The organism is Mycolicibacterium aichiense, from assembly GCF_010726245.1.
In the GTDB taxonomy this organism is placed as follows: Bacteria; Actinomycetota; Actinomycetes; order Mycobacteriales; family Mycobacteriaceae; genus Mycobacterium; species Mycobacterium aichiense.
The window spans coordinates 1,111,384-1,136,860 of the sequence record NZ_AP022561.1 but is presented as its reverse complement, the minus strand read 5'-3'; the positions used below and the strand labels follow the sequence as shown (position 1 = coordinate 1,136,860).

General features: G+C 67.1%; 25 protein-coding genes. 9 read left to right on the top strand and 16 right to left on the bottom strand.

The window, feature by feature from the left end; genetic code table 11:
• Nucleotides 1–4 precede the first annotated feature (4 nt).
• Together G6N32_RS05545 and G6N32_RS05540 are read left to right on the top strand one after the other, a co-directional pair.
• The gene (locus G6N32_RS05545; protein WP_115316857.1) at nucleotides 5–925 is read left to right on the top strand and encodes a choline/ethanolamine kinase family protein; all 921 of its coding nucleotides are present in this window, start codon (nucleotides 5–7) and stop codon (nucleotides 923–925) included.
• Between the two features lie 16 nt (nucleotides 926–941).
• Nucleotides 942–3,398: a GcvT family protein gene (locus G6N32_RS05540; RefSeq protein WP_115316858.1), complete on the top strand. Its 2,457-nt coding sequence runs from the start codon at nucleotides 942–944 to the stop codon at nucleotides 3,396–3,398.
• On the opposite strand, the gene G6N32_RS05535 is transcribed toward G6N32_RS05540, so the two are convergent.
• Complete coding sequence (locus G6N32_RS05535) at nucleotides 3,379–3,870, bottom strand: nitroreductase/quinone reductase family protein (protein ID WP_115316859.1); 492 nt, start codon at nucleotides 3,868–3,870, stop codon at nucleotides 3,379–3,381. The genes G6N32_RS05540 and G6N32_RS05535 overlap by 20 nt on opposite strands.
• 80 nt (nucleotides 3,871–3,950) lie before the next feature.
• Here G6N32_RS05535 and G6N32_RS05530 point away from each other — a divergent pair, with 80 nt between their 5' ends.
• Nucleotides 3,951–5,351: an FAD-dependent oxidoreductase gene (locus G6N32_RS05530; RefSeq protein WP_115316860.1), complete on the top strand. Its 1,401-nt coding sequence runs from the start codon at nucleotides 3,951–3,953 to the stop codon at nucleotides 5,349–5,351.
• Between the two features lie 6 nt (nucleotides 5,352–5,357).
• Here G6N32_RS05530 and gad read toward each other — a convergent pair whose 3' ends face one another.
• Together gad and G6N32_RS05520 are read right to left on the bottom strand one after the other, a co-directional pair.
• Nucleotides 5,358–6,737: a glutamate decarboxylase gene (gad, locus tag G6N32_RS05525; protein ID WP_115316861.1), complete on the bottom strand. Its 1,380-nt coding sequence runs from the start codon at nucleotides 6,735–6,737 to the stop codon at nucleotides 5,358–5,360.
• An 11-nt stretch (nucleotides 6,738–6,748) separates the two neighbouring features.
• Nucleotides 6,749–8,206 carry a bifunctional ADP-dependent NAD(P)H-hydrate dehydratase/NAD(P)H-hydrate epimerase gene (locus G6N32_RS05520; protein ID WP_115316862.1) on the bottom strand — a complete coding sequence of 486 codons (1,458 nt, stop codon included), beginning with the start codon at nucleotides 8,204–8,206 and terminating at the stop codon, nucleotides 6,749–6,751.
• A gap of 62 nt (nucleotides 8,207–8,268) precedes the next feature.
• On the opposite strand from G6N32_RS05520, the gene G6N32_RS05515 reads away from it, so the two are divergent.
• The 3 genes from G6N32_RS05515 (at nucleotide 8,269) to G6N32_RS05505 (ending at nucleotide 10,067) form a co-directional block, all read left to right on the top strand.
• Nucleotides 8,269–8,646: a nuclear transport factor 2 family protein gene (locus tag G6N32_RS05515; RefSeq protein WP_115316863.1), complete on the top strand. Its 378-nt coding sequence runs from the start codon at nucleotides 8,269–8,271 to the stop codon at nucleotides 8,644–8,646.
• 18 nt (nucleotides 8,647–8,664) lie between these two features.
• Entirely contained in the window at nucleotides 8,665–9,333 is a 669-nt protein-coding gene (locus G6N32_RS05510; protein WP_232077509.1) for a TetR/AcrR family transcriptional regulator, read from the top strand.
• A gap of 65 nt (nucleotides 9,334–9,398) precedes the next feature.
• Nucleotides 9,399–10,067 (top strand): peroxiredoxin-like family protein, encoded by a 669-nt coding sequence (locus tag G6N32_RS05505; protein ID WP_197935811.1) that lies wholly within the window; start codon nucleotides 9,399–9,401, stop codon nucleotides 10,065–10,067.
• Between the two features lie 4 nt (nucleotides 10,068–10,071).
• On the opposite strand, the gene glmS is transcribed toward G6N32_RS05505, so the two are convergent.
• Nucleotides 10,072–11,940 (bottom strand): glutamine--fructose-6-phosphate transaminase (isomerizing), encoded by a 1,869-nt coding sequence (gene glmS / locus G6N32_RS05500; protein WP_115316864.1) that lies wholly within the window; start codon nucleotides 11,938–11,940, stop codon nucleotides 10,072–10,074.
• Between the two features lie 54 nt (nucleotides 11,941–11,994).
• Between glmS and G6N32_RS05495 the strand changes: the two genes are divergently transcribed.
• Both G6N32_RS05495 and G6N32_RS05490 read left to right on the top strand, forming a co-directional pair.
• Nucleotides 11,995–12,846, top strand: a complete 852-nt coding sequence (locus G6N32_RS05495) for a dienelactone hydrolase family protein (RefSeq protein WP_115316865.1) — start codon at nucleotides 11,995–11,997, stop codon at nucleotides 12,844–12,846.
• Between the two features lie 42 nt (nucleotides 12,847–12,888).
• Nucleotides 12,889–13,929 (top strand): LLM class F420-dependent oxidoreductase, encoded by a 1,041-nt coding sequence (locus G6N32_RS05490; protein WP_163789137.1) that lies wholly within the window; start codon nucleotides 12,889–12,891, stop codon nucleotides 13,927–13,929.
• Nucleotides 13,930–13,947: 18 nt separating this feature from the next.
• On the opposite strand, the gene G6N32_RS05485 is transcribed toward G6N32_RS05490, so the two are convergent.
• From G6N32_RS05485 to G6N32_RS05455, 7 genes are all read right to left on the bottom strand, one after another.
• Nucleotides 13,948–15,216: a hypothetical protein gene (locus G6N32_RS05485; RefSeq protein ID WP_147291948.1), complete on the bottom strand. Its 1,269-nt coding sequence runs from the start codon at nucleotides 15,214–15,216 to the stop codon at nucleotides 13,948–13,950.
• A 41-nt stretch (nucleotides 15,217–15,257) separates the two neighbouring features.
• Nucleotides 15,258–15,548 carry a type VII secretion target gene (locus tag G6N32_RS05480; protein WP_115316868.1) on the bottom strand — a complete coding sequence of 97 codons (291 nt, stop codon included), beginning with the start codon at nucleotides 15,546–15,548 and terminating at the stop codon, nucleotides 15,258–15,260.
• Between the two features lie 47 nt (nucleotides 15,549–15,595).
• The gene (glmM, locus tag G6N32_RS05475; RefSeq protein WP_115316869.1) at nucleotides 15,596–16,933 is read right to left on the bottom strand and encodes a phosphoglucosamine mutase; all 1,338 of its coding nucleotides are present in this window, start codon (nucleotides 16,931–16,933) and stop codon (nucleotides 15,596–15,598) included.
• 161 nt (nucleotides 16,934–17,094) lie between these two features.
• Nucleotides 17,095–17,556, bottom strand: coding sequence for a hypothetical protein (locus G6N32_RS05470; RefSeq protein WP_115316870.1), 462 nt, complete (start codon nucleotides 17,554–17,556; stop codon nucleotides 17,095–17,097).
• 317 nt (nucleotides 17,557–17,873) lie between these two features.
• Nucleotides 17,874–18,368: a 30S ribosomal protein S9 gene (rpsI, locus tag G6N32_RS05465; protein ID WP_115318810.1), complete on the bottom strand. Its 495-nt coding sequence runs from the start codon at nucleotides 18,366–18,368 to the stop codon at nucleotides 17,874–17,876.
• Nucleotides 18,369–18,382: 14 nt separating this feature from the next.
• Nucleotides 18,383–18,826, bottom strand: a complete 444-nt coding sequence (rplM, locus tag G6N32_RS05460) for a 50S ribosomal protein L13 (RefSeq protein ID WP_036340754.1) — start codon at nucleotides 18,824–18,826, stop codon at nucleotides 18,383–18,385.
• Between the two features lie 189 nt (nucleotides 18,827–19,015).
• Nucleotides 19,016–19,918: a PaaI family thioesterase gene (locus tag G6N32_RS05455; protein WP_115316872.1), complete on the bottom strand. Its 903-nt coding sequence runs from the start codon at nucleotides 19,916–19,918 to the stop codon at nucleotides 19,016–19,018.
• 62 nt (nucleotides 19,919–19,980) lie between these two features.
• Here G6N32_RS05455 and G6N32_RS05450 point away from each other — a divergent pair, with 62 nt between their 5' ends.
• Complete coding sequence (locus G6N32_RS05450) at nucleotides 19,981–20,625, top strand: GNAT family N-acetyltransferase (protein WP_115316873.1); 645 nt, start codon at nucleotides 19,981–19,983, stop codon at nucleotides 20,623–20,625.
• Here G6N32_RS05450 and adhP read toward each other — a convergent pair.
• The 5 genes from adhP to G6N32_RS05425 form a co-directional block, all read right to left on the bottom strand.
• A complete protein-coding gene (gene adhP / locus G6N32_RS05445) occupies nucleotides 20,616–21,677 on the bottom strand; it encodes an alcohol dehydrogenase AdhP (protein WP_115316875.1) in 1,062 nt (353 codons plus the stop codon). The genes G6N32_RS05450 and adhP overlap by 10 nt on opposite strands.
• 45 nt (nucleotides 21,678–21,722) lie before the next feature.
• Nucleotides 21,723–23,246, bottom strand: coding sequence for an aldehyde dehydrogenase (gene adh, locus G6N32_RS05440; protein WP_115316877.1), 1,524 nt, complete (start codon nucleotides 23,244–23,246; stop codon nucleotides 21,723–21,725).
• A 110-nt stretch (nucleotides 23,247–23,356) separates the two neighbouring features.
• Nucleotides 23,357–24,652, bottom strand: coding sequence for a GAF domain-containing protein (locus tag G6N32_RS05435; RefSeq protein ID WP_115316879.1), 1,296 nt, complete (start codon nucleotides 24,650–24,652; stop codon nucleotides 23,357–23,359).
• Between the two features lie 166 nt (nucleotides 24,653–24,818).
• Nucleotides 24,819–25,112: a WXG100 family type VII secretion target gene (locus G6N32_RS05430; RefSeq protein WP_115316881.1), complete on the bottom strand. Its 294-nt coding sequence runs from the start codon at nucleotides 25,110–25,112 to the stop codon at nucleotides 24,819–24,821.
• Between the two features lie 15 nt (nucleotides 25,113–25,127).
• Nucleotides 25,128–25,436, bottom strand: coding sequence for a WXG100 family type VII secretion target (locus G6N32_RS05425; RefSeq protein ID WP_115316882.1), 309 nt, complete (start codon nucleotides 25,434–25,436; stop codon nucleotides 25,128–25,130).
• Between the last annotated feature and the right edge of the window lie 41 nt (nucleotides 25,437–25,477).

Genomic DNA, 25,477 nt, shown 5'->3' with positions numbered 1-25,477 from the left:
CCTCATGCCGTTCATTTCCGACCCGGAACTGGATGCGCTGCTGGATCAACTGCCGGCGCTGGCCGGACAACCGCGCCGGCTCGAGGAGCTCCACGGCGGTCTCACCAACCGCAACATCAAAATCACCACGCCTTCTGCGACATACGTCGCACGCTGCAGCGTCAACTCCACCGACCTGCTCGGCATCGACCGGGACAACGAGTACTACAACAGCGCCGCGGCGGAAAGGGCCGGCGTCGGGGCGCCGGTGATCGACTATCGACCCGACCTGGGCATCCTGCTGGTCGGCTTCCTCGAGGGCGTGACGCTCACCAACGCAGACTTTCAGCGTCCCGATGTCCTGGCCAGGGTTGCCGAGGGCTGCCGCACTCTGCACGCCGGGCCGCGCTTCCGCGACCGCTTCGACATGTTCGAACTGCAACCCGGCTATCTGAAGGTCGTCCTGGAGCGCGGGTTCCGGATACCGACCGACTACCTGTACTTCACCCGCGAGTTCCAGGCGATGAAGCGCATCCTCGATATGGGCGAACACGCGACCGTTCCGTGCAACAACGATCTTCTCGCCGGAAATTTCGTCGACAACGGTGACAAGGTGTGGCTGATCGACTACGAGTACTCCGGCAACAACGACCCCTGCTTCGAACTCGGCAACATCTGGGCCGAGTGCGGGCTGTCCACCGACCAGCTCGACGAACTGGTCAGCGCCTATTACGGCCGTCGGCTGCGACACAAGACAGCGCGATCCCGCCTGCAGGGAATCGTCGGCAAGTACGGCTGGACGTTGTGGGGATGTATTCAGAACGCCACCAGCACACTAGATTTCGACTTCTGGGAATGGGCGATGGAACGCTATGAGTCGGCGGTCGCCGAGTTCCGCGGGCCCGATTTCCCGCGCCTGCTCGCTGATGCCCAGGCACCCGACTGACGACCGATAGGAACACATGTCGACTCCCTCATTGCCCGACCGTGCCCACATCGTCATCATCGGCGGCGGCGTCATCGGCACCAGCGTCGCCTACCACCTGACCAAACTGGGTCACACCGATGTGGTGCTGCTCGAACAGGGCCAGCTGTCGTGCGGAACCACCTGGCACGCAGCCGGTTTGGTCGGACAGCTGCGCGCATCGGAGAGTGGCACCAGGTTGGTCCAGTACTCCACCCAGTTGTACGCCGAACTGGAAGCGGAGACCGGGCTGAGCGCCGGCTACAAGCAGTGCGGCGGAGTGACGGTGGCCCGCAGCGAAGACCGGATGATCCAGCTGCGCCGAACGGCTGCCAATGCGGCCGCATATCAACTCGAGTGTGAACTACTCAGTCCGGAAGAAGCTTTCGAACGCTATCCGGTGATGCGGGTCGACGACCTGGTGGGCGCGATCTGGTTGCCCGCCGACGGCAAGGCCAATCCGACCGACTTGACGATGGCCTTGGCCAAGGGCGCCCGCCAGCGCGGCGGCAAAGTGTTCGAACACGTTCGCGTGCTCGACGTGCTCACCGCCGACGGCCGGGTGACCGGAGTCCGCACCGACGCCGGCGACATCGAAGCCGAGATCGTGGTCAACTGCGCCGGACAGTGGGCCAAAGCAATCGGCGCGCTGGCGGGGGTCAACGTGCCGCTGTATTCCGCCGAACATTTCTATGTAGTCACCGAAACCATCGCCGGTGTCCACCCTGATCTGCCGATCCTGCGTGACCCCGACGGCTACACCTACTTCAAGGAGGAGGTCGGCGGGCTGGTCATCGGCGGGTTCGAGCCGGAGGCCAAGCCCTGGGTCGCCCCCGACAAGATCCCGTACCCCTTCGAGTTCCAGCTACTCGACGAGGATTGGGAGCACTTCGAAATCCTGATGGACAACGCGCTGCTGCGCATTCCCGCACTCGAGCACACCGGCCTGAAGAAGCTCTACAACGGTCCGGAGAGTTTCACCCCGGACAACCAGTTCATCCTCGGCGAGGCCCCCGAGTGCGCCAATTTCTTCGTCGGCGCGGGATTCAACTCGGTAGGTATCGCCTCGGCCGGCGGCGCCGGACGCGCTTTGGCGGAGTGGATCGTCAACGGGTCGGCCACCACCGACCTCACCGGCGTCGACATCCGCCGCTTCGCACCGTTCAACGGCAACGTGGCCTGGCTCCATGACCGAGTGGCCGAAATCCTCGGTGTGCATTACGAAATTCCATGGCCGAACCGGGAACTGGCAACCGCACGGCCGTTCCGCCGTTCCCCGGTGCATCACCTACTCGCGGCGGCAGGCGCCAACTTCGGCAGCCGGATGGGCTGGGAACGGGCGAACTTCTTCGCGCCCGCGGGCAGCGAGCCGGTCATCGACTACTCCTGGGGTAAGCAGAACTGGCTGCCGTGGTCGGCAGCCGAACAGGTCAGCACCCGCACCGGTGTCACAGTTTTCGACCAGACGTCGTTCTCGAAGTACGTGCTCACCGGCCCGGGAGCCGAGGCGGGCCTTCAATGGCTGTGCACCGCCGATGTGGCTGTGCCGGTGGGCAAGTCGGTATACACCGGGATGCTCAACGAACGCGGCACCTACGAGTCCGACGTCACCGTCACCCGCACCGCGCCGCAGGAATTTCTGATCGTCAGCAGCGCGGCGACCACCGAACGGGACAAGGACCACATCCGCAAGAACCTGCCGGCCGGGGCGCACGCCGAACTCGTCGACGTCACGTCGTCCATGGCGGTCTTCGGCGTGATGGGCCCGAAGTCACGCGAGCTATTGAGCGAGCTCACCGACGCCGACCTGTCCGACGCCGCATTCCCGTTCGCCACCAGCCAGATCATCTCGCTGGGCTACGCCACCGTGCGCGCCACCCGGATCACCTATGTCGGCGAATTGGGTTGGGAATTGTACGTTCCCGCCGAGTTCGCGGTCGGCGTCTACGAAGACCTGCTGGCGGCCGGCGAGAAGTTCGGTATCGCCCGCGGCGGCTACTACGCGATCGAGTCCCTGCGCTTGGAGAAGGGCTATCGGGCATTCGGCCGGGAACTGACGCCGAACGACAACCCGGTGGAGGCCGGGCTGCTGTTCGCCTGCAAGTTGTCCTCCGATGTCGACTTCCTCGGCCGGGCAGCCGTGGAGAAGGCCAAGGCCGAAGGCGCCCGCCGGCGGGTGGTCAGCTTTTCCGTCGACTCGCCCGAGCCGATGCTCTGGGGCGGCGAACTGATCTTGCGCGACGGCGCCGTCGCCGGCCAGGTCAGCTCGGCGGCATGGGGTGCCACGACCGGTGCGTGCGTGGGGTTGGGTTACGTTCGCTCGACCGATGACACGGTTGTCACGCCAGACTGGGTGCGCTCAGGTTCCTACGCCGTCAACGTCGGCGGTCAGATCTATCCGATCACCGTGTCACTCAAGGCCATCTACGACCCGGCTAATGAGCGGGTGCGCTGAAGGGCTCGGTTGGCCGCAGCAGACTCAACATGACGAGTGGAATGCGCCGACTCGTCGACTGCTGATAGGCGATGTACGGCGGATACAGGTGGCACATGTACTCCCACACCTGATGCCGCTCATCGCCCTCCGGTTCGCGCCAGGTGGCTTCGAACGCCTCGGTGGCGACCTGCACCTCGAGTGTTGCCCTCGACTCGATGTTCAGGTACCACTCGGGATGATTGTCGGCGCCACCCTTGGACGCGACGACAACGATCTCACCGCCGACGTTCCCGTAGATCAGCGGCTTGATGTACGACCGACCCGACTTGCGCCCGGTGTAGCGAATCAAGCAGTGGGTGGTGAACGACCGGCCCCCGACGTCACTCAGGTCGAGGACGTGCCCCTGGGCGCCACCGCTTTCCAGGTACGTCGCAAGGTGTTGCGCGGTCCAGTCGGCACGGTCAGCGCGCAGTGCGTCGGCATCAGCCATCGGACCTCTTTCGGTCGGTAATCGCTCACGGCATTCCGACGCTAGCATTCGTCGCAGTAGCCGCGCGGATGGAGTGATAGATGCCGTTGAACGTCGAACACATCGAGGCCGACCTCGCGGTCATCGGTTTCGGCAAAGGCGGTAAGACGCTGGCCGCCGCGCTGGGCCGCCAGGGCCGGCGGGTGGTGATGATCGAGCAGTCGGCGCTGATGTACGGCGGCACGTGCATCAACATCGGCTGCGTGCCGACGAAGTCGATGGTCTACCGGGCCGAACATCTCACGCCAGGCGGTGTCTACGAAGACGCCTACCGCTCGGCGGTGGCAGCGACGGCCGACCTCACCGCCGACCTGCGCGCGGTGAACTTCGCGATGCTCGACAACCTCGACACCGTGACTGTTCTCACCGGGCACGCGCGCTTCACCGACCCGCACACACTGCAGGTCGAGACCGTCGGCGGTGCGACGGTCACCGTGGTCGCCCAGTCGATCGTCATCGGCACCGGATCACGACCGGTGCTGCCCGACATCCCCGGGCTGTCCACCACACCCCAGGTCATGACCAGCACCGAATTGCTCAGCCTGCCTGAGCTTCCGGGGTTGTTGACGGTACTCGGCGGCGGCTATGTCGGTCTCGAATTCGCGGCGATGTTCGCCCGATACGGATCCGAGGTGACCGTGCTGGAACACGGTCCGCGGATCCTCGGTCGCGAGGATGCCGACGTGGCGGCCTGCCTGCACGACATTCTTAGCAGCAGGGGCGTCGAGATCGTCACTGCCGCTGAGGTCACCTCGGTGACCGAAGCCCGCCAGGCGGCGTGGGTAACCTTTCAGGCCGACCGGATGCAGCACGCGGTCGAGGCCGACGCCGTGCTGGTGGCGCTGGGCCGGGAACCCGTCACCGACGACCTCGGTCTGGCCGAGGCCGGTGTCGAAACCACCGGTGCGCGTGCGATTGTCGTCGACGAGTATCTGCGCACCAGCCAACCGCACATCTTCGCCGTCGGTGACGTCAACGGCGGTCCGCAGTTCACCTACATCTCGCTCGACGATTACCGCGTGGTGCTCTCTCAGCTCGCCGGTGACGGATCCCGAAGCACTGCCAGCCGCACCGCCGTCCCGTACGTGCTGTTCACCTCGCCGCCGCTGGCGCGGGTGGGCCTCACCGAGGCCGCGGCGGTGGCAGCCGGGATGGACATCCTGGTCGCCACGCTGCCGGTTGCCGCCATGGCGACGGTGCCACGGGCCCGCATCGTCGACGAGACGGCAGGACTCATGAAGGTCGTCGTGGATGCGGGCACCGACAAGATCCTGGGCGCAGCGCTTCTCAGCTACGACTCCCATGAAGTCATCAACACCGTCGCACTCGCCATGCGCCACGGCATCACCGCCACCGAGTTGCGCGACACCATCTACACCCACCCGTCGATGACGGAGGCCTTCAATCAGCTGCTCGGCGCATTGGCGGCACCGAGCAGCTGATCGGGCCTAGTGCGCGAAGTGCTCCTGAGTGAAGTGGCCGTCGGGCTGGATCGCGTCGAGGTGGCCCAGCACGGCGTTGAGGTCCGCCCACAGTGAGCGGGCCAGGTCAGCCGAGAACCCTTCTCGCACAACCACCCGCAGCACCGAGATGTTCTCCGCGCCGTCGGGCATCGTGTACGCCGGCACCTGCCAGCCGTAGGAACGCAGCGCCGCCGACACGTCGAACTCGGTGTAGCCCAAGTCGCCCTTGAGCCGGAACGCCACCACCGGTATCGCCGAGCCGTCGGAGATCACCTCGAAGTGCTGGCAGGCCTCCAGTTGGTCGGAGAACCAGCGGGCCGTCGCCGACAGGCACTGCATCACGTGGGTGTAGCCGGCCCGGCCCAACCGCAGGAAGTTGTAGTACTGGCCGACCACCTGATTGCCCGGCCGGGAGAAGTTCAGGGTGAACGTCGGCATGTCCCCGCCGAGGTAGTTCACCCGGAACACCAGCTCCTCGGGGAGGCAATCGGCGTTGCGCCACACCACGAATCCGATACCCGGATAGGTCAGCCCGTACTTGTGGCCGCTGACGTTGATCGACGCCACGCGCGGCAACCGGAAATCCCACTTGAGGTCGGTGTGCAGGAACGGCACCACGAATCCGCCGCTGGCCGCATCGACATGCACGGGGATGTCGAGTCCCTTGTCCGCCTGCAACGTGTCCAGTGCCGCACAGATCTCGGCGATCGGCTCCAGTTCACCGGTGTAGGTGGTGCCCAGGATGCCCACCACGCCGATGGTGTCCTCGTCGACGGCGTCCAGCACCTGCTCGGGAGTGATGACGTAGCGGTCCTCGGCCATCGGGAGGTAGCGCGGCTCGACTTCGAAGTAACGGCAGAACTTTTCCCACACCACCTGCACGTTGGCACCCATCACCAGGTTGGGGGTGCGGGTCTTCCACTTGTCCCCGACGCGGGCCTTCCAGCGCCACTTCAGTGCCAGACCGCCGAGCATCACGGCCTCCGACGACCCGATCGTGGACACCCCGACCGCGGTGGAGGCGTCGTCGTCGCGCAGGTTCTCGGCATGGAAGAGATCGGCAACCATTGCCACACAACGGGATTCGATGGCAGCCGTCGCCGGGTACTCGTCCTTGTCGATCATGTTCTTGTCGAACGTCTCCGACATCAGCTTCTCGGCCTCGGGGTCCATCCAGGTGGTGACGAACGTGGCGAGGTTGAGCCGCGAGCTGCCGTCGAGCATCAGCTCGTCGTGGATGAACCGGTATGCCGCAGTGGGTTCCATCGCCTCGTCGGGCAGCCGCAGTGACGGGATGGGGTCGGTCGACAGGCGTCCGGTGTAGGCCGGTGCGATCGACGGGGAACGATATTTGACGTGGGGCACGGGTGTCCTTTCTACAGTTCTGCGATGGCTTGACGAATGTGGGCGAGGATGCGCGAGGCCGATGTCGGCGCGGGGGCCGGGCCGGGATCGGCGGCCGAGGCATTGGCGGCCCGCGCGTGCACGAATGCCGCCGCCGCGGCTGCCTCGGCCGGCGGCAGACCCGAGGCCAGCAGCGCACCGATCATCCCCGACAGCACGTCACCGGATCCGGCGGTCGCCGCCCAGGAACCACCGGCCGGGTTGAGGTAGACGCAGCCCTCTGCTGATCCGCCGGTCGCTCCGCTCCTGCCCGCCGAAGGCTCGGCGATCACGGTGACGTTGCCCTTGAGCAGCACGGTCGCGCCGAAGGCCTCGGCCAGCCGGCGGGTGGCGGCCACCCGGTCCTCCCCCGGCGGCCCACCGGCAAGTCGGGCGAACTCACCGGCGTGCGGGGTCAGCACCGTCGGCGCCGCCCGGCCCGCCACCAGGTCCGGCTGGGTGGACAGGATGGTCAGGGCGTCCGCGTCGACCACCACCGGAAGATCTGAACTGAGCGCGAAATGTAATGCAGCGAAGCCCTTTTCGTCAGTACCCAGGCCCGGGCCGACCACCCAGGACTGCACCCGCCCGGCGGCGTGCGGGTTGGGCGCGGCCACCACCTCAGGCCAATGCGACACGACCTCGGCTGCAGCCGACCCGGCGTAGCGCTTCATCCCCGATGTCGTCGCCACCGCCGCCCCGGTGCACAGGATCGCCGCGCCGGGATACGTCGACGAGCCGGCCAGGATGCCGGTGACACCCTGGCTGTACTTGTCGTCGCGCACTCCGGGCAGCGGCCAACGGGCCTTGACGTCAGCGGCTTCCATGCCCAGCACATCGGTGGGCGGAAGGTCCAGGCCGATGTCGATGAGTTCGACCCTGCCGCAGTCGGCGAGAGCGTGAACGGGTTTGAGACCACCGAAGGTGACGGTGAGTGCCGCGCGCACGGCCGGCCCGGTGATCGCGCCGGTCTGGACGTCGATGCCACTGGGGATGTCGACGGCAACGACCGGGATCCCGGCGTCGTCGGCAGCGGCGAACACCTCGGCGGCCGCCGGCCGCAGGGGGCCACTGCCGGAGATGCCGACCACCCCGTCGATCACGAGATCGGTCGACGGCGGCACGGCCGGCACCACCCGGCCACCGGCAGATCGAAACGCGGCCAGCGCCTTGGCGTGAGTCCGGTCGGGGTTGAGCAGCACCGCGGTCGCGGCAGCCCCGCGGCGACGCAGGAGGGTGGCCGCCCACAGCGCATCGCCGCCGTTGTCGCCCGAGCCGACCACCGCGCAGAGCAGGCGCCCGGCCACTCCGCCGGTGCGCGTTCGCAGCTCGCGGGCGATTGCGGCGGCCAACCCGTAGGCGGCGCGACGCATCAGCACACCATCGGGCAGGCTGGCCAGCAGGGGCGCCTCGGCGGCGCGAATCGCGTCGGCGGTGTAGTAGTGCCGCATCGGCACCAAGGTTACGTGCTGATCGGCTAATAACAGCCAACTCCGAACGGGTATCCGCTGTTATGACCGATCAGCAATTACTCGACGAACTCCTGGAGATCGAACGCGCGGGGTGGCAATCGCTGTGTGAGTCCTCCGGTGACCGCTTCTACGGCGACCTGATGACCGAGGACGCTGTGATGGTGTTGGCCAACGGTTCCATGATGGGCCGGTCCGCTGTGATCTCGGCGCTCGGCCAAGCACCACCGTGGAAGAGCTTCACGCTATCCGACGAGCACATCATTTCCGCCGGTGCCGACGCGGCTGCGCTGGTGTACCTCGGCACCGCCGAACGCGACGGCGCTGACGAGCCGTTCGTAGGAGCCATGTCGTCGGTGTATCACCGCGTCGACGGCAGATGGCGGTTGGTGTTGTACCAGCAGACCGCCGTCGCTGGGTGACACCGGTACCATTTTGGAGTGACTGATCCAGGCCGGGATGCGAAGGCTGCGTCGACGAATGGGCGCCGGCTCACGGCAAAGGGCGTGCAGACCCGCGACCGGATCGTTGGGGTGGCCGCCAGCCTGATGCAGGAACGCGGCGTGGCGCGGACGACGATAGAAGACATTCAGGCGGCTGCCGGCATCAGCTCGTCCCAGTTGTACCACTACTTCACCGACAAGAGCACTCTGGTGGCGGCGGTCATCGAACTTCAGGGCCAACGGGTTCTCGATGTCCAGCATCTCGGTCTTGACCGGGTGACATGCGTCGACGATCTATGGCGTTGGCGTGATCTCGTCATCGGCATACGCACAGCTCAGAACTGTGTCGGCGGGTGCCCATTGGGGTCGCTCGCAGCCGATCTGTCCGAGACCGACGCCGTGGCGCGCGCTCAGCTGGCGCGGTGGTTCGCCGAGTGGGAGCGCATCTTGCGCACGGGACTGGCATCGATGGCCTCCGCCGGCCAGTTCATCGAGGGCACCGACACCGACCGGCTCGCCCTCGCTCTGCTGGCCGCCACCCAGGGCGGACTCCTGCTCAGCCAGGTAAACCGGGACACCGCGGCATTGGCGGCCGCGATGGACACGGTGATTGCCCACATCGGTACGCATCTGACACAGGCTGGCAACACCGTTCAACACCGCTAGTTTTGGCATTGACACTCCATTTTTGACTCGGGACGATCGACAGAGGTCAATCAGAAGGAGTCAACGTGTCCACCACCGAACCGACCACGATCGCCGCGCAGGTCGCACAACTGCAGGAGGGCATGGCAGGTCATCTTCCCGCCGAGGCGGTCGAGGTGTTCACCGCCGACCAGAAACGCATGGTCGCCGACGGCATTCCGTCCGGGGCCGCACAGCCGGGCACTGCACTACCGGACCCGGAACTCATTGACCCACAAGGCAAACCGACCAGGATCGGCACCCTGCGCGCAAATCGCCCAGCTGTCGTGGTTTTCTATCGCGGGGCGTGGTGCCCGTACTGCAATCTCGCGCTGAAGACCTACCAGGACCAGTTGGTCCCGGCGCTGGCCGCGCGGGGAATTCCATTGATTGCCATCAGCCCGCAGAAGCCCGACGGCTCACTGTCGGCAACGCAAGCCAATGGATTGACCTTCGATGTGGTCTCCGACCCCGGCAACCAGATCGCCAAGGCGCTCGGCATCGTCGTCACACCATCGGAGGCGTCGCAGGCGGTGACGCAGAAGCTCGGCATCGATCTGCGCGAGGCGAACGCGGACGGCGGCTATGAGCTACCGATGCCCACCGTCCTGGTTCTCGACAGCCGGGGCGTGATCGCGTGGAGCGACGTGCACCCCGACTACACAACCCGTACTGAAGTTGCCGACATCGTGGACGCCGTCGCCCGGCTGGGCTGACCCGCTACTCGACCGTGACGGACTTGGCCAGGTTGCGCGGCTTGTCGACGTCATAGCCACGAGCCCTGGCCACCGCCGCGGCGAACACCTGCAGCGGGACCGTCGACAGCAGCGGCTGGAAAAGCGTTGAGACCGCCGGTATTTCGAAGATGTGGTCGGCGTAGGGACGCACCGTGTCGTCACCTTCCTCGGCGATCACGATCGTGACGGCCCCGCGGGCCTGGATCTCGCGGATATTGCTCAGCAGCTTGGCATGCAAGGTCGCCGCGTTCTTCGGCGACGGCATCACCACGATGACGGGCAAGCCTTCTTCGATGAGCGCGATCGGGCCGTGCTTGAGCTCGCCGGCGGCGAAGCCCTCGGCATGCATGTAGGCCAGTTCCTTCAGCTTGAGCGCACCCTCGAGCGCCACCGGGTAACCGACGTGGCGGCCAAGGAACAGCACCGTCGGCGACGACGCGAATTGCTGCGCCAGCTCGGTGATGGGTCCCATGTGGTCGAGCGTCCTGGCCACCAGGTCGGGCATCGACTCCAACTCGTGGTACTCGCGCTCGACTTCGTCGGGATACTTGGTACCCCGGGCCTGGGCCAGGGCGAGGCCGACGAGGTAGTTGGCGGCGATCTGGGCCAGGAACGTCTTGGTGGCCGCCACCCCGATCTCGGGTCCGGCGCGGGTGTAGAGCACCGCGTCGGCTTCCCGCGGGATCTGACTGCCGTTGGTGTTGCAGATCGCCAGCACCTTGGCCTTCTGGCTCTTGGCGTGCCGGACGGCTTCCAGCGTGTCGGCGGTCTCACCGGACTGGGAGATCGCGATCACCAGCGTGCCGCGGTCCAATACCGGGTCTCGGTAACGGAACTCGCTGGCCAGCTCGACCTCGACCGGCAGGCGCGTCCAGTGCTCGATCGCGTACTTGGCCAGCAGTCCGGAATGGAATGCGGTGCCACAAGCCACGATGAAGACCTTGTCGATCTCGCGCAGCTCCTGGTCGCTCAGCCGTTGTTCGTCGAGCACGATGCGGCCGTCGACGAAGTGGCCGAGCAGGGTGTCGGAAACCGCCGCAGGCTGCTCGGCGATCTCCTTGAGCATGAAGTAGTCGTAGCCGCCCTTTTCAGCGGCGGACAGGTCCCAGTCGATATGAAAAACACGCGCACTCGCGGCATCGTCATTGCCGTCGAAATCGGTGATCGAGTAACCTTCCGCGGTGATCACCACCGCCTGGTCCTGACCCAACTCGACGGCGTCCCTGGTGAACTCGATGAACGCAGCGACGTCGGAGCCGATGAACATTTCGCCGTCGCCGATGCCGACGACCAGGGGTGTGGAGCGGCGGGCGGCGATGATCGTGCCGGGGTCGTCGGCGTGGGCGAAGACCAGCGTGAAGTGCCCTTCCAACCGGCGCAGCACCGACAGCACCGATGCTTCGAAGTCGCCGGCCGTCGAGCCCTGGCGGTAGGCCTGTGCGACCAGATGTACGGCGACCTCGCTGTCGGTGTCGCTGGCGAACTCGACGCCGTCGGCTTCCAGTTCCAGGCGCAGGGTGGCGAAGTTCTCGATGATCCCGTTGTGCACGACGGCGAACCTGCCGGTCGCGTCGCGGTGCGGGTGGGCGTTGCGGTCGGTGGGGCGGCCGTGGGTGGCCCACCGGGTGTGGCCCATTCCCGCGGTGCCGGCGAGCGCGTCGGAGTCGGTTTCGGCCAGCGCCTCCTCGAGATTGGCCAGCCGGCCGGCACGTCGACGCACGGTCAGGCCGCCGTCGCCGTCGAGCAGAGCGACCCCGGACGAGTCGTAGCCGCGATACTCCATCCGCCGCAGCGCGTCGACCACGACACCCCGGGCAGGACGATGCCCGACGTAAGCCACGATTCCGCACATGTTTACCCAGGGTAGTGCAGCACGCTGATTACACCCGTCCGCTAGGTTCATGGGGTGGCCCGGACACGCAAGCTCTTCGCGGCGCTGACGCGCCGCGGTCCACATCACGTTCTACGCGGTGACCTGGCCTTTGCCGGATTACCCGGCATCGTCTTCACCCCGGCGTCGGGCTTCAACCTGCCCGGTGTGGCGTTCGGCCACGATTGGCTCACAGATGTCGATCACTACGTGAAAACGCTGGAGCACCTCGCGTCCTGGGGCATCGTGGCGGCCGCCCCCGCCACCGAGCGTGGGCTCGCCCCGTCTGTGCTCAACCTGTCGGTCGACCTGGGCACGACCCTCGACATCATCACAAGCGTGCGGTTGGGCCCCGGGGAGATCAGCGTGCATCCGACCAAACTGGGCCTGGCCGGACACGGCTTCGGCGGCTCGGCGGCGGTGTTCGCCGCGGCGGGCCTGGCCGGTGCGGCGTCGGGCGCACCCAAGGCGGTCGCGGCGCTGTTTCCGTCGGTGACCCGTCCCCCGGCCCAGGAAGCGGCGGCAGCGCTGAAGGTGCCCGGTTTGGTGCTCAGCGCACCCGATGATCCGCAATCCCTGCGCACCGACGCCCTGCACCTGGCCGAGGCCTGGAAGGGATCGGTGCTACACATCGTCAGCAAGGCCGAGTCGTCCGGGCTGGCCGAGAAACGCCGGTTCGCCAAGGTCCTGGGCATGCCGGGGTCCGACAAGCGCACCCAGAAGACGGTGCGGGCCCTGCTGACCGGCTTCCTGCTGTTTCACCTGACCGGCGACAAGGCGTACCGCGAGTTCGCCGACCCGGAAGCGGTGCTGCCGAAGACCGAGGTGCCCGATCCCGAGGCGCCGCCGGTGACGACCGAGGGCCAGATCGCCGCGCTGCTGAAGTAACCCCGCGTCGCCCAACCAACTGGTTGGTGATTTACTTTCCTGATGCGTACCGGGATCTTTCTGGACTATTCGGGCGGCTTTCGTGAGGCCGTCGAGCACATCGTGGTGTTGGAGAAGGCCGGCGTGGACATCGCGCTCGTCGCCGAGGCCTACTCCTATGACGCTGTCAGCCAGCTCGGCTACCTGGCCGCCAAAACCTCGACGATCGAGCTGGGCTCGGGCGTCTTTCCCATCTACACCCGGACGCCGTCGCTGCTGGCGATGACCGCCGCCGGCCTGGACTTCGTGTCCGACGGCCGCTTCCGGCTCGGAATCGGCACGTCCGGCCCGCAGGTGGTCGAAGGCTTTCACGGCGTACCGTTCGACGCCCCGCTCGGCCGCACCCGCGAGGTCGTCGACATCTGCCGGCAGGTGTGGCGGCGCGAGCGGGTCCAGCATCAGGGCCGCAGCTATCAGATCCCGTTGCCCGCCGACCAGGGCACCGGATTGGGCAAGCCACTGCAGCTCATCAATCACCCTGTCCGCGAACAGATTCCGATCACCATCGCCGCGCTGGGCCCGAAGAACGTCGAGTTGACCGCTGAGATCGCCGAGGGCTGGCAGCCGGTGTTCTTCTACCCGGAGAAGGCCGACGACGTGTGGGGAGATGCGTTGCGCGCCGGAAAAGCCAAGCGCGACAGCTCGCTTGGCGACCTCGACGTGATGGTCGGAGTGTCACTGGCCATCGGCGACGACGTCGAGGAACGGCTGAACTGGGCCAAGCCGCACCTCGCGCTCTACATCGGCGGCATGGGCGCCAAGGGACAGAATTTCTACCACAAGCTGGCGACCCGGTACGGCTACGGTGAGGTCGCCGATCACATCCAGGAACTGTTCTTGTCCGGCCGCAAGGCCGAGGCGATCGCCGCTGTGCCCGACGAGCTCGTTCGCAATGTGAACCTGATCGGCCCGCGCGGCTTCGTCAAAGAACGCATCGCCGCGTTCGCCGAAGCCGGAGTCACGACGCTGTTGGCCACGCCCACCACCACTGACGCGGGCGAATACATCCGCTGGGTCGAGGAGCTGCAGCAGCTGCTGCCCTGACCGCAGGGCAGCATTCCGTCACTGGCCGACCTGCGGTAGCTCGTCGGCGGCGATCTCACACGGTGTCTGGCCTTCAGATTCCTCGACGACCGGTGGCGGCGCCGGTGGCGTAGAGGCGGGTAGTGGCGGCGGCGGCTCGGCTTCGACGGCGTCCGCCTCCGGTGTCGGTGGCCGCGGCTCGGCCGGTTGGCCCACGGGCTCAGACTCCTCGACGATTGGATCATCCTCGGGCACAGCAACTTCCGGTTTGACGACGCCTTCGGGCTCGCCCTCGTCGGCGGGGTGGTCCAGGCCCGGAGACTCGCCGTCCACCGCACTGCCCGGCATGTTGTCGAACATCCCCGCGAGCGCGTCGGCGAGCTGTCCGACCAGCCCGGACAAGCCGCCGCCGACATCGGGCAAGGTCGGCATCGCGGCCGACGGAGATGTGCCGACAGGGGGCGGCACCGGCGCATCGCCGACTGGCGGCAGAAGTGGTTGAGCTGCTGGGGTATCCGCGGGAGGCGAGAACGCGGGCGAGTCGACCGGCCCGGGTGCGGCGACGGACGGCGGCGGGGTCGGCGCAGCCGATGGCGATATCACCGGGGCTGCGCCGGCCGGCGCGGTATGCGCTGCCCCAGGCGCCGCCGTTACGGGTGACGGCCCGCCGAATGCGCCTGGAACCTCGAAATACGGTGCGGGACAGGAATCCAACTGTCGTAATGCGTCCTCGTAGGCAGCTGTCGCCGACGACGCCGCCGCGCGCATGGCGGAGAGCCAATCGGTGCGGATGTCGGTGTTGACGTACGGGGTGATCTGGTGGGTGACGACATCGATCGCCTGATCGCGCGCTGCTCCCCCACCCAGCACCGTGGCCGCCGCGGCCAACCATGCCGGTCGTTCGCCGCCGCGTCGGTCGTCGATCGACACGGCCGATCCGACCTTCTCATCGACCGCCCGCCACAGCCCGTCGCGCAGCGCCTCACAACTGCGCACCGCAGCCCGCAACGACTCGGCAATCGCCGCACCGGCCGCGCAGTGCCGCTGGATGAATTCGTCAGCCGCCGAACCGGACTCACCGGCCCACGCCACCGCGGCGGCGGCCAAGCCGTCGCGCGAAGCCTGCACCGCCTGGTCTGCGGCGGCGGATGCGGCCCTCAGCGCCGCGCAGTCGCCGTCGAGCACGGCCAGGTCCAGGCCGTCGTCACCGCCGTACCACTCGAAGATCTGCGCCGCGTGCGCAGTCAGGTCCGGATGCCGATAGCCGACGGCGTGGCAGGCTGTCACGTAGGTCGCGGTAGTGGTCACCGAGGGCCGCCCGGCCGCGAGCCGGGATGCCACGTCCGGTGTCACAGCGCTGCCGCGCGCAGTTCGGCCTCGGCGTAGCGGTCGGCGGTGATTCGCAGCGCGACAGCGGTTTCGGCAGCCGCTCGCGACCATTGGGTCACTGCCGCCGTCAGCCGCTCCAGCGCCGCCCACACCGCGTCCCCGTGCGCGACGTGCGCGCGGCCTGCCATAGCGCCATCGAAGCGCAGCCCGCTCAGCTGCCCACGCAGTGCCCCGTCGAGCACCTCGGCGGTGGAGTCGAAATGCTGTGCGGCAGCGCTCAACCCGGCACAGTCCACGCGCGTGTTACCCATATCCTTCTAAGACGCGCGACGGGCCGGACCGGTTCCCAGAATTTGTGTCAGCCTTCGGCGCTGACCGATTCGGCGACACGGATCGCCAGCAGCCGGGCGGTGTCTTCGTCGGCGGCTTCTACCATGACCCGCACCATTTGTTCAGTTCCCGATGGGCGCAACAGAATTCGCCCGGTATCCCCGAGCTCGGCCTCGGCTTCGCGCACCGCGCTCCGCACGGCAGGCGCCTCGGCTACCGTCGCTTTGTCCGCCACCGTGACATTGATGAGCACCTGCGGCAGCGTTTGCATCGGCGCGGCCAGCTCGGCAAGCGACAAGCCGGTCTGCGCCATCCGCGCCATCAACCGCAAGCCGGTGGCGACGCCGTCACCGGTCGTTCCCAACGCGGGCATCACGATGTGGCCGGACTGTTCCCCGCCGAGCGAGTACTCCCCCGCGCGCAGTTCCTCCAGGACGTACCGATCACCAACACCGGTGGTGCGCACCGCGATACCGGCCTCGCGCATGGCGATATGCAACCCGAGGTTGCTCATCACGGTGGCCACCAGCGTCTCGGAAGCGAGCTCACCGGCCTCGCGCATGGCAAGGGCGAGGATCACCATGATGGCGTCGCCGTCGACGACCCGACCGTCGGCGTCCACTGCCAGACAGCGATCGGCATCGCCGTCGTGCGCCAAACCCAGATCGGCGCCATGGGACAGCACCGCGGCCTGCACCTGCTCCAGATGCGTCGAGCCGCAGCCTTCGTTGATGTTCAGGCCGTCCGGTTCGGCGTTGATCGCGATCACTGTTGCGCCCGCAGCGTGGTAGGCGCGCGGCGCGGCTTGAAACGCCGCGCCGTTGGCGCAGTCGACGACAACCGTCAGCCCGTCCAACCGCACCGGTGCCGCACCGCGGATGTGGTGCAGGTAGCGCTCCAGCGCGTCGCGGGCATCGAGCACTCGCCCGATGTCCGCACCGACCGGACGCAAACCGGGGCCTTGAGCGACGAGCTCTTCGATGCGATCCTCGGCGTCGTCGTCGAGCTTGTGTCCGCCGGGACCGAAGATCTTGATGCCGTTGTCCGGCATGGCGTTGTGCGACGCCGAGATCATCACGCCGAAGTCGGCACCGTAGGCCGCGGTCAGAAAGGCCACCGCCGGTGTGGGCAACACCCCGACCCGCAGCGCGTCCACACCCTCGCTGGTCACGCCGGCGATGACCGCCGCCTCGAGCATCTCGCCGCTGGCGCGCGGATCACGTCCGACCACTGCGAGGCGTCGGCCGGAGCTTCTGGTTGCCGCGAGCCGGCGTGCCGCCGCCGCTCCCAACGCCAGGCCCAGCTCGGCTGTCAGTTCTCGGTTGGCGACGCCGCGGACACCATCGGTCCCGAACAGTCGACCCATGGGGACAAATTTCTCACAACTAGCCGCTCAGAACACAACCAACCAGGTTAACGGCCGTGTCGCCGCCAAACCGACACGGCAACGAGACACCCGACAACGAACACTGCCCGCACCCGGTGCGGGTGCGGGCAGTGCGCTGCTGGTATCCAGCTGACAGACGATTACCGGCTGCCGGTCATCGGCGCCTCGGCAGGCTCCGGAGCGGCGGGCACGGCGGTCGCGCCGATACCCGCGTCGGCGTGGCCGCTCTGGCCGGGAGCCAGTTCGGAGTTACCCGGTCCGGCCTGGGTGAACGTGTAGCTCACGCCGGTGGCGCTGCTGGCGCACACCGGAACGGTCGAGATTTCCTTGCTGGCGAGCTGCGGCAGCTTCGACGACAGGTCGTCGCCCGGGCACACGCTGGTGGCCAGGGTCTGCGCGCTGCTGACCGACACATTCTGAATCGTGCCGAGTTGCTCACCGTTGACGGTCAGGCCCACATTGAGCTGATCGCCGGCCGCCTGCGGCGCCTGGGGCTGCGGCGCCGGGGCCTCGGGAGACGCGTTCGCGAGTCCGAAACCACTCGCGACGAGCAGCGAGCCGCCAAGAACCGCACCAGCGGCCGTCTTCGTGAACGTGTTCATGTTCGCTCCTTTTCTTCTGCGTGATTGGCAGGGAATCAGAGCTGCGGGAGCATTTCGCTTCACCTCACAGCCCCGAAGGAGAGCACCGACCCCCCGAAGGGTCCCGCCTCCTACCTCGGGCAGCCAGACGTTGCCGCCGGCCTCTAGGAGGCTTGCCGAAGCGCGGTTGGCTCAAACCAAAATTTAATAATCCATCGCGACATGCGCGCTGAGCAGGCACCACGACGTGTGGGCCAGGCCACAAACGACGCACCGGGCGCCTCCAGCCGAAAGACTGGCGACGCCCGGTGGGCCGTTGCGTAGGTATACGCGGCAGATCAGCGCTTGCTGTACTGCGGCGCCTTGCGGGCCTTCTTGAGGCCGTACTTCTTGCGCTCGATGGCGCGCGGGTCACGCGTGAGGAAGCCGGCCTTCTTCAGGGCCGGACGATCCTCGGGCTGGACCAGGATCAGCGCACGGGCGATCGCGAGGCGCAGCGCGCCGGCCTGCCCGGACGGGCCGCCACCGTCGAGGTGGGCGTAGATGTCGAAGCTGTCCACCCGGTCGACGGTCACCAGCGGGGCCTTGATCAGCTGCTGGTGCACCTTGTTCGGGAAGTACGCCTCCAGGCTGCGGCCGTCGAGGTTGAACTGGCCGGTGCCCGGAACCAGCCGAACCCGCACCACAGCCTCCTTGCGGCGGCCGACGGTCTGGATGGGACGGTCGATGATCACCGGTGCACGCGGCGTGCTCTCGGCAGCGGCCTCGGGAGCCTCAGGGGTCTCGGGCGCCTCCAGGGCCTCGGTCACTTCGGTCTCCACGACCTCGGTCACGTCTGTCGTTTCGCTCACTGGGCCACCTGCTTGATCTCGAACGGAATCGGCTGCTGGGCGGCGTGCGGATGATCCGGGCCCGCGTAGACCTTGAGCTTCTTCTGGATCTGCCGGCTCAGCTTGTTGTGCGGCAGCATCCCGACGATGGCCTTCTCGACCACGCGATCGGCATGCTTTTCCATCTCGTCGCCGAGGGTGCGCGCCCGCAGACCACCGGGGTAACCCGAGTGACGGTAGGCCATCTTGGACTGGAGCTTGTCGCCGCTGACGGCGATCTTGTCGGCGTTGATGACGATGACGAAATCGCCACCGTCCACATTCGGCGTGAATGTCGGCTTGTGCTTGCCGCGCAACAGGTTTGCTGCCGCGACGGCGAGCCGGCCGAGCACCACGTCGGTGGCGTCGATGACGTACCACGAACGTGTGGTGTCACCCGCCTTCGGCGTGTACGTAGGCACAGCGCTACCTTCTTTTCTTCTCGGGTTGGTCCCGGTATGACCCGGGTGTCGGTCGGGACGTGACGGTGCGGGTTGCTTCTCGGCGACCAACACTGACCCGAGAACCCGGCTTACCCCGCGGTGCGAACCGCGGCGTACCGCACGCCAACGTGGCAGCTTACCTGCGACGATCCGGGCAGGTCAAAACGCTCATCCCCGCTCGTAGGCGATGTTGGCGACGGCCCGGACGTAGTGGGTGCCCGCGGCGTCGGTCATGGTGGCCGAGACGGTCCCCATCCGGCGTCCGACCCGTTCGGTAGCGGTGGCCAGCGTGAGGGACCGACCGTCTACCGGGGGCGACCGGAAATAGTAAACAGACAGGTCAGCCAGGGTGTGACGATCGCCCGCGCCGGTGTGCGCCTGGCCGGCCAGCGAGCAGGCGTGGCCGACGATCGAGGCGATGACCCCGCCCTGGATGGCGCCGAGGGGGTTGGCCATCCACGATTGCGGATCGATGGTCAGGACCGGTTCGTCTGCGCTCTCGACCCTCATGGCCAGCAGTTCGCTCAAGGGGCCGCGGGCGATCTCCCCGCGACTGATCGCGGTCAGGATGCGCCGGCCGTCCCAGTCCGGGTCGATGGCCGAGACCGTTGCGTCGATGTCGGGCGGGGTCGGCAACGCCTCGACGGGTTCGGCCATCGTGTCCTTGTCCAGGGCGCGCAACGCCTCGGTGCTGCGACCGACCCGGACGGCACGGGCCACCCCTGAGCAGACGACCTTCTGTGCGCCGTTGGTGATGGTCATCGTCGCGGTGCCGTGGGCGTCGTCGCGGTGGGCCATCGCCGACACCGCATGCAGCCGATCCCCCACCTCGGGTCGGGCGCCGGCGGTCAGCGCCAACCAGGACTGCACGGTGGCGACCGGTTCGGCGAAGGTGTACCAGTAGGCGCCGCTGGTGACGGATTCGGCCATCACCGCGTAGGCAGGCATTTCCAGCAGACCGCGGTGGTCGACGAGCGTGTGATTCACCTGCTGATCCAGCGAGATACCGGCCTCGCTGACCCTGGTGTTGCCGACGCAGAAGGCCGACTGCGGTCCGTTAGGTGTGCTCATCACCTGGCATCTTGCCGTAATTCGGTTTCGGACCCGGCACCGCCTGTGGTCGGATCGACGGCATGGCGCAGATGTGGCCGCTGTTCGATCTTCAGGTGGTGACACCACGGCTCGTGCTGCGCTATGTCAGCGACGAGCTGGGCGCGGAGCTGGCAACGTTGGCGGCCAAGGGTATTCACGATCCGGCGACCATGCCGTTCACCGAGCCGTGGACCGATGTGCCCTCGCCGGACCTGGAGCGCAACAGCCTGCAGTACTACTGGCGCAACCGCGCCGAGACGTCCGTCCAACGCTGGAACCTGGACCTGGCGGTGTTGGCCGACGGGTCGGTGGTCGGCATGTGTTCGGTTCACGCCGAGGACTTTCCGCGCAACCGGAGCTTGACCACCGGCTCGTGGCTCGGCCTGGCGCAGCAGGGCCGCGGCTTCGGCAAGGAGCTGCGTCAGGCCGCGCTGCACTTGATCTTCGCGGGCTTCGACGCCGACGTCGCGATCACCAGAGCGTGGCATGACAACGCCGCCTCGCTGGGCGTGACGCGCTCACTGCCCTACACCGAGACGGTCAGGACGGTCGAGGACCGACGCGGCCGCCCCGACACCATGGTGGGTTTCGCCATGACGCCGGGGCGGTGGGCGACGATCCGACGCGACGACATCCGTCTGGTCGGCATCGACGCCGTTCGCGAGCAGCTGGGGACTCAGCGGTAGTCGATGACGACGCGGCCGTCGATCTGGCCGCGCTCCATCCGGCCGAACACCTCGTTGATGTCGTCGAGCTTGGCGGCCTCGACGGTGGGATGGATCAACCCGCGGGCGTAGAAGTCGAGCGCCTCGGCCATGTCCTGGCGAGTGCCGACGATCGAGCCGCGAATCGTCAAGCCCTTCAACACGATGTCGAAGATCGGCGCGGGGAAATCACCCGGCGGCAGGCCGTTGAAGACGATGGTTCCACCGCGGCGGGTCAAGCCGATCGCCTGGCCGAACGCCTGCGGGTGCACCGCGGTGACGAGCACGCCGTGCACACCACCGGTGGCCTTCTGGACCTCCTCGACAACGTCGGAGGTTCTGGCGTTGACGGTGACCTCGGCCCCGAGCCGTTCGGCCAGTGCGAGTTTCGCATCGTCGATGTCCACGGCGACCACGCGCAGACCCATCGCACGGGCGTACTGCACCGCGATGTGCCCCAGGCCGCCGATACCGGAGATCGCAACCCATTGGCCGGGCCGGGTGTCGGTGACCTTCAGGCCCTTGTACACCGTGACGCCTGCGCACAGGATCGGTGCCACCTCGAGCGGGTCGATGCCATCCGGAATCCGGGCGGCGTACGCCGCATTCACCAGCATGTAGGTACCGAAGCTGCCGTTGACGCTGTAGCCGCCGTTGCGCTGGCTCTCGCACAACGTTTCCCAACCGGTGCGGCAGTATTCGCAACTGCCGCAGGCCGACCACAGCCACGCATTGCCGACCTTGTCACCGAGTTTCAGGTCGGTGACACCCTCGCCGAGCGCGACGACAGTGCCGTAACCCTCGTGACCCGGGATGAAGGGCGGTGCTGGTTTGACCGGCCAATCACCATGGGCGGCATGCAAATCGGTGTGGCAGACCCCGGAGGTCTCCAGTTTGACGAGCGCTTCCCCGGGGCCGGGCGTGGGCAGGTCGAGGTCGGTGACGTGCAGTGGTGCACCGAATTCGGTGACGACTGCGGCGCGCATGGTGTTGGTGTCGGTTGATGTGGCGGGTGCGCCAAGTGTCTGTGTCATGATTGTTTTCCTTCGTGAAAGTAGTTGTGGTGGAGGTCTTTAAGCTCAGAAGAAGCCTTGGGCTTTGTTGGAGTAGGAGACGAGGAGGTTTTTGGTCTGCTGGTAGTGGTCGAGCATCATCTTGTGGTTCTCGCGGCCGATGCCGGATTGCTTGTAGCCGCCGAACGCCGCGTGCGCGGGGTAGGCGTGGTAGCAGTTGGTCCAGACCCGGCCGGCTTTGATGTCACGCCCGGCGCGGTAGGCGGTGTTGCCGTCCCGGCTCCACACTCCGGCACCCAGGCCGTAGAGGGTGTCGTTGGCGATGCGGATCGCGTCGTCGTAATCGGTGAACGACGTCACCGACACCACCGGGCCGAAGATCTCTTCCTGGAAGATCCGCATCGCGTTGTCGCCGGTGAAGATCGTCGGCTGCACGTAGTAACCGCCGTTGAGGTCTCCGCCGAGGTCGGCGCGCTCCCCGCCGGTGAGGATCTGGGCGCCTTCACTTTTGCCGATCTCGATGTAGGACAGGATCTTCTCCAGCTGATCGTTGGAGGCCTGCGCCCCGATCATCGTCTCGGTGTCGAGTGGATCGCCTTGGCGCACCGCCTTGGTACGGATCGCCGCCATGGCCAGGAACTCGTCGTAGATATCGGCCTGGATCAGGCTGCGCGACGGACACGTGCAGACCTCGCCCTGGTTGAGGGCGAACATCGTGAACCCCTCCAACGCCTTGTCCTGGTAGTCGTCGTTGGCGGCCATCACATCGGAGAAGAAAATGTTCGGGCTCTTGCCACCGAGCTCCAGGGTGACCGGGATCAGGTTCTGGGACGCGTACTGCATGATCAACCGGCCCGTGGTGGTCTCCCCGGTGAACGCGATCTTGGCGATCCGATTCGACGACGCCAACGGCTTGCCTGCCTCGACCCCAAACCCGTTGACCACGTTCAACACTCCGGCGGGCAGCAGATCGGCGATCAACGACATCAGATACAGCACCGAGGCCGGGGTCTGCTCGGCAGGCTTGAGCACAATCGCATTACCGGCGGCCAGTGCCGGCGCCAGCTTCCACACCGCCATCAGGATCGGGAAGTTCCACGGAATGATCTGTCCCACCACACCCAGCGGCTCGTGGAAGTGGTAGGCGACAGTGTCCTCATCGATCTGGGACAAGGCGCCTTCCTGAGCGCGGATCGCGGCGGCGAAATACCGAAAATGGTCCACCGCCAACGGGATATCGGCATTCAGGGTTTCCCGGATCGGCTTACCGTTATCCCACGACTCGGCCAACGCGATCGACTCCAGGTTCGCCTCGATACGATCGGCGACCTTGTTCAGGACCACCGCCCGCTCCCCCGCCGACGTCTTACCCCACCCCGGCGCGGCAGCATGCGCGGCATCCAACGCCTTCTCGATATCAGCCTCCGTCGACCGCGCCACCTCACAGAACACCTCACCCGTCACCGGCGTGCGGTTCTCGAAATACTGACCGCCCACCGGCGCAGTCCACTCACCACCGATGAAGTTCTCGTAGCGGGCCGCAAAGGACATCAGCGCGCCCTCCGTACCGGGCCTCGCGTATACGGTCATGGTGTTCTCCTACCTGGTCAAGACGACGAAATGTGTCGGTCGTCACTGAAGGTAGGCAGTGCGGGGTTGCAGCACGGTTGCACTGGTTCGCGCACCGTTGCATGCGCTGCTCAGGCCAGGTCGAAGTCCAGGCCGGCCAGCTTGCCGCGGGCCTGCGCCTGCTGCACCGAGCCCGGCAGGGTGCCGTCGTGCAGCGCGCGCCAGCCGTCGCGGTCGTCGCGGCCGTCCGGGCTGTCCAGCCAACGGCGGAGCACCGCGGGGTCGCCGGTGGATAACACCGCGCCCCGCAACGTCATCGCCAGCTCTGTGCGCAACCGCCCCACCGCCGGCGAGATCGACTGCGGGAGAAGCGGTCCCGGATACCGATCGAGGGCCGCCGTCACATTTCCGGCATCGAGCGCCTCGTACACCTCGCCGATGTCGGTGGTGATCGGCACCGTCAGCCGATACGGCCGTGACTCGATGGCGTCGGCGCCGACGACCTTGCGCAGCCGCGACATCTCGGCGCGCACGGTCACGACGTCGAGGTCCTTGTCGTCGAGCAGCATCGCCAGGTGGTCGGCGCTCAGCCCCTCGGGGTGGCGGCTCAAGAGCACCAGGATGTCGGCGTGCCTGCCGGTCAGCGTGGCGGCACGAAGATGCCCGAACTCGTCGGTGACGAGCCAGCGCGGACGTTCGGAACCGAGCACGGCCAGCCGCGGTCGTGGCGGCGCTGCCTCGACCGGTCCACCGGTCAGGCGGAGCAGGGCCAGGTGTGTTTCGACGGCGACGACGGTGGCGCGCACCAGCGCCAGCGCCTGCGGCGTGGCGACCCGTGATCCGCCGGTCAGGTCCAGCGCTCCGAGCAGGGCACCGGTGGCGGGGTCATGCACGGGGACCGCCGTGCAGCTCCACGGTTGCACGACGCGGGAAAAGTGCTCGGAACCGTGAATTTGCAGCTCAGCGTCGACGGCCAGAGCGGTGCCCGGCGCGTTGGTCCCGGCGCCGCGCTCACTCCAGTCCGCGCCGGGCACAAAGTTCATCGCCTCCGCGCGCCGGCACGCGTTGGGGTCGCCCTCCACCCACAGCAGCGTGCCGTCAGCACCGCTGACGGCGACAACCACCCCGGACCCGGCGGCATCGTCGACGAGCAGCCGGCGGATCACGGGCAGTGCGGGTGCCAGCGGATGCGCCTCACGCAGCCGCGCCAATTTCTCGCCGACCGGGGAGGGCTGGGCCGCACCGTCCGGGTCGACGCCTTTGGCCAGGCTGCGTTGCCAGCTCTTGGCGACGATCGGTCGCAGCGAGCTCGATTCCAGGTAGCTGGCGTCGACCTCACCGGCGACGAACAGCTCATGGACCGCGCGCAGCAGCGCCGACGGCCGGGCGCCACCGGCACCGGTTCGCGTCGTTCTGGATATAGCCATCGGCGATCACACTCCTGCGTGCGGTCACCGGAGACCGGCGCGCGTGCGGCCACGATACGCCAGATCTCGACCGACATGTAGGGCATCTGATGCGATCGGACCGGGATGACTGTGCGGCCCCGTTGGCTCTCCTCCGCGGGGGCCGCACAGAGATCGAGGGAGGCCGTCAGCCCCACATCCGGGCGGCGCGGCGGTCGGCATCGGCCACGTCGGCTGCCCCGTCACGCACGGCAACGCCCAGCCGCACCAGGATGTCGCGCAGTGCCGACGCTGATTGGTGCCACTGTGCCTGTTCGGCCTGATATGCCGCTGCGGCGTCACGGGTCCACACCTGCTGCAGCGGAGCGATCTGCCGACTGAGGTCGTCCAAGGCCGCGCCGAGTCGCGCCGACGTGCCCTGGATGTCGGCGAGTACCGCCGCGTCGATCTCGGCGAAATCGTAAGAGAGGACGGGGTCCACGGAGGTGCTCCTTACCTAAAGGTGTGCGGTCACGGCGGCGATGCGCTGAGCGTGCAGGTGCGCGGCTTCGCGCAGTTGGTGTTCGTTGTTCCTGATCGTGTCGGCAATCCCGGCCAGTGCCTGCGACAGCTTTGTGGACTCGGTGTTCCAGTGCGCGACGACAGTCTGGAATCGCGCGGCGGCCAATCCGCCCCACACGGTGGGCGGCACAGCCTCCATGCGGGTGATGAAGCCCTGCAACAGAGCACGAATCTCGTCATTGCGGGTGTCGGCAGCCGCAGCGACCGAACGCATCAGGTCGAAGTCGGTGCTCAGAGTCGTCACGTGTGGTCCTTCCGGTCGAGTTGTGCACGCTTACAATGATT

Bases quoted from the DNA above. Each gene is read 5' to 3' on its own strand.
- G6N32_RS05545 (WP_115316857.1), top strand. From the start codon at position 5: ATGCCGTTCATTTCCGACCCGGAACTGGATGCGCTGCTGGATCAACTG.
- G6N32_RS05540 (WP_115316858.1), top strand. From the start codon at position 942: ATGTCGACTCCCTCATTGCCCGACCGTGCCCACATCGTCATCATCGGC.
- G6N32_RS05535 (WP_115316859.1), bottom strand. From the start codon at position 3,870: ATGGCTGATGCCGACGCACTGCGCGCTGACCGTGCCGACTGGACCGCG.
- G6N32_RS05530 (WP_115316860.1), top strand. From the start codon at position 3,951: ATGCCGTTGAACGTCGAACACATCGAGGCCGACCTCGCGGTCATCGGT.
- G6N32_RS05520 (WP_115316862.1), bottom strand. From the start codon at position 8,206: ATGCGGCACTACTACACCGCCGACGCGATTCGCGCCGCCGAGGCGCCC.
- G6N32_RS05515 (WP_115316863.1), top strand. From the start codon at position 8,269: ATGACCGATCAGCAATTACTCGACGAACTCCTGGAGATCGAACGCGCG.
- glmS (WP_115316864.1), bottom strand. From the start codon at position 11,940: ATGTGCGGAATCGTGGCTTACGTCGGGCATCGTCCTGCCCGGGGTGTC.
- G6N32_RS05490 (WP_163789137.1), top strand. From the start codon at position 12,889: ATGCGTACCGGGATCTTTCTGGACTATTCGGGCGGCTTTCGTGAGGCC.
- G6N32_RS05480 (WP_115316868.1), bottom strand. From the start codon at position 15,548: ATGGGTAACACGCGCGTGGACTGTGCCGGGTTGAGCGCTGCCGCACAG.
- glmM (WP_115316869.1), bottom strand. From the start codon at position 16,933: ATGGGTCGACTGTTCGGGACCGATGGTGTCCGCGGCGTCGCCAACCGA.
- G6N32_RS05470 (WP_115316870.1), bottom strand. From the start codon at position 17,556: ATGAACACGTTCACGAAGACGGCCGCTGGTGCGGTTCTTGGCGGCTCG.
- G6N32_RS05455 (WP_115316872.1), bottom strand. From the start codon at position 19,918: ATGAGCACACCTAACGGACCGCAGTCGGCCTTCTGCGTCGGCAACACC.
- G6N32_RS05450 (WP_115316873.1), top strand. From the start codon at position 19,981: ATGGCGCAGATGTGGCCGCTGTTCGATCTTCAGGTGGTGACACCACGG.
- adhP (WP_115316875.1), bottom strand. From the start codon at position 21,677: ATGACACAGACACTTGGCGCACCCGCCACATCAACCGACACCAACACC.
- adh (WP_115316877.1), bottom strand. From the start codon at position 23,246: ATGACCGTATACGCGAGGCCCGGTACGGAGGGCGCGCTGATGTCCTTT.
- G6N32_RS05435 (WP_115316879.1), bottom strand. From the start codon at position 24,652: ATGGCTATATCCAGAACGACGCGAACCGGTGCCGGTGGCGCCCGGCCG.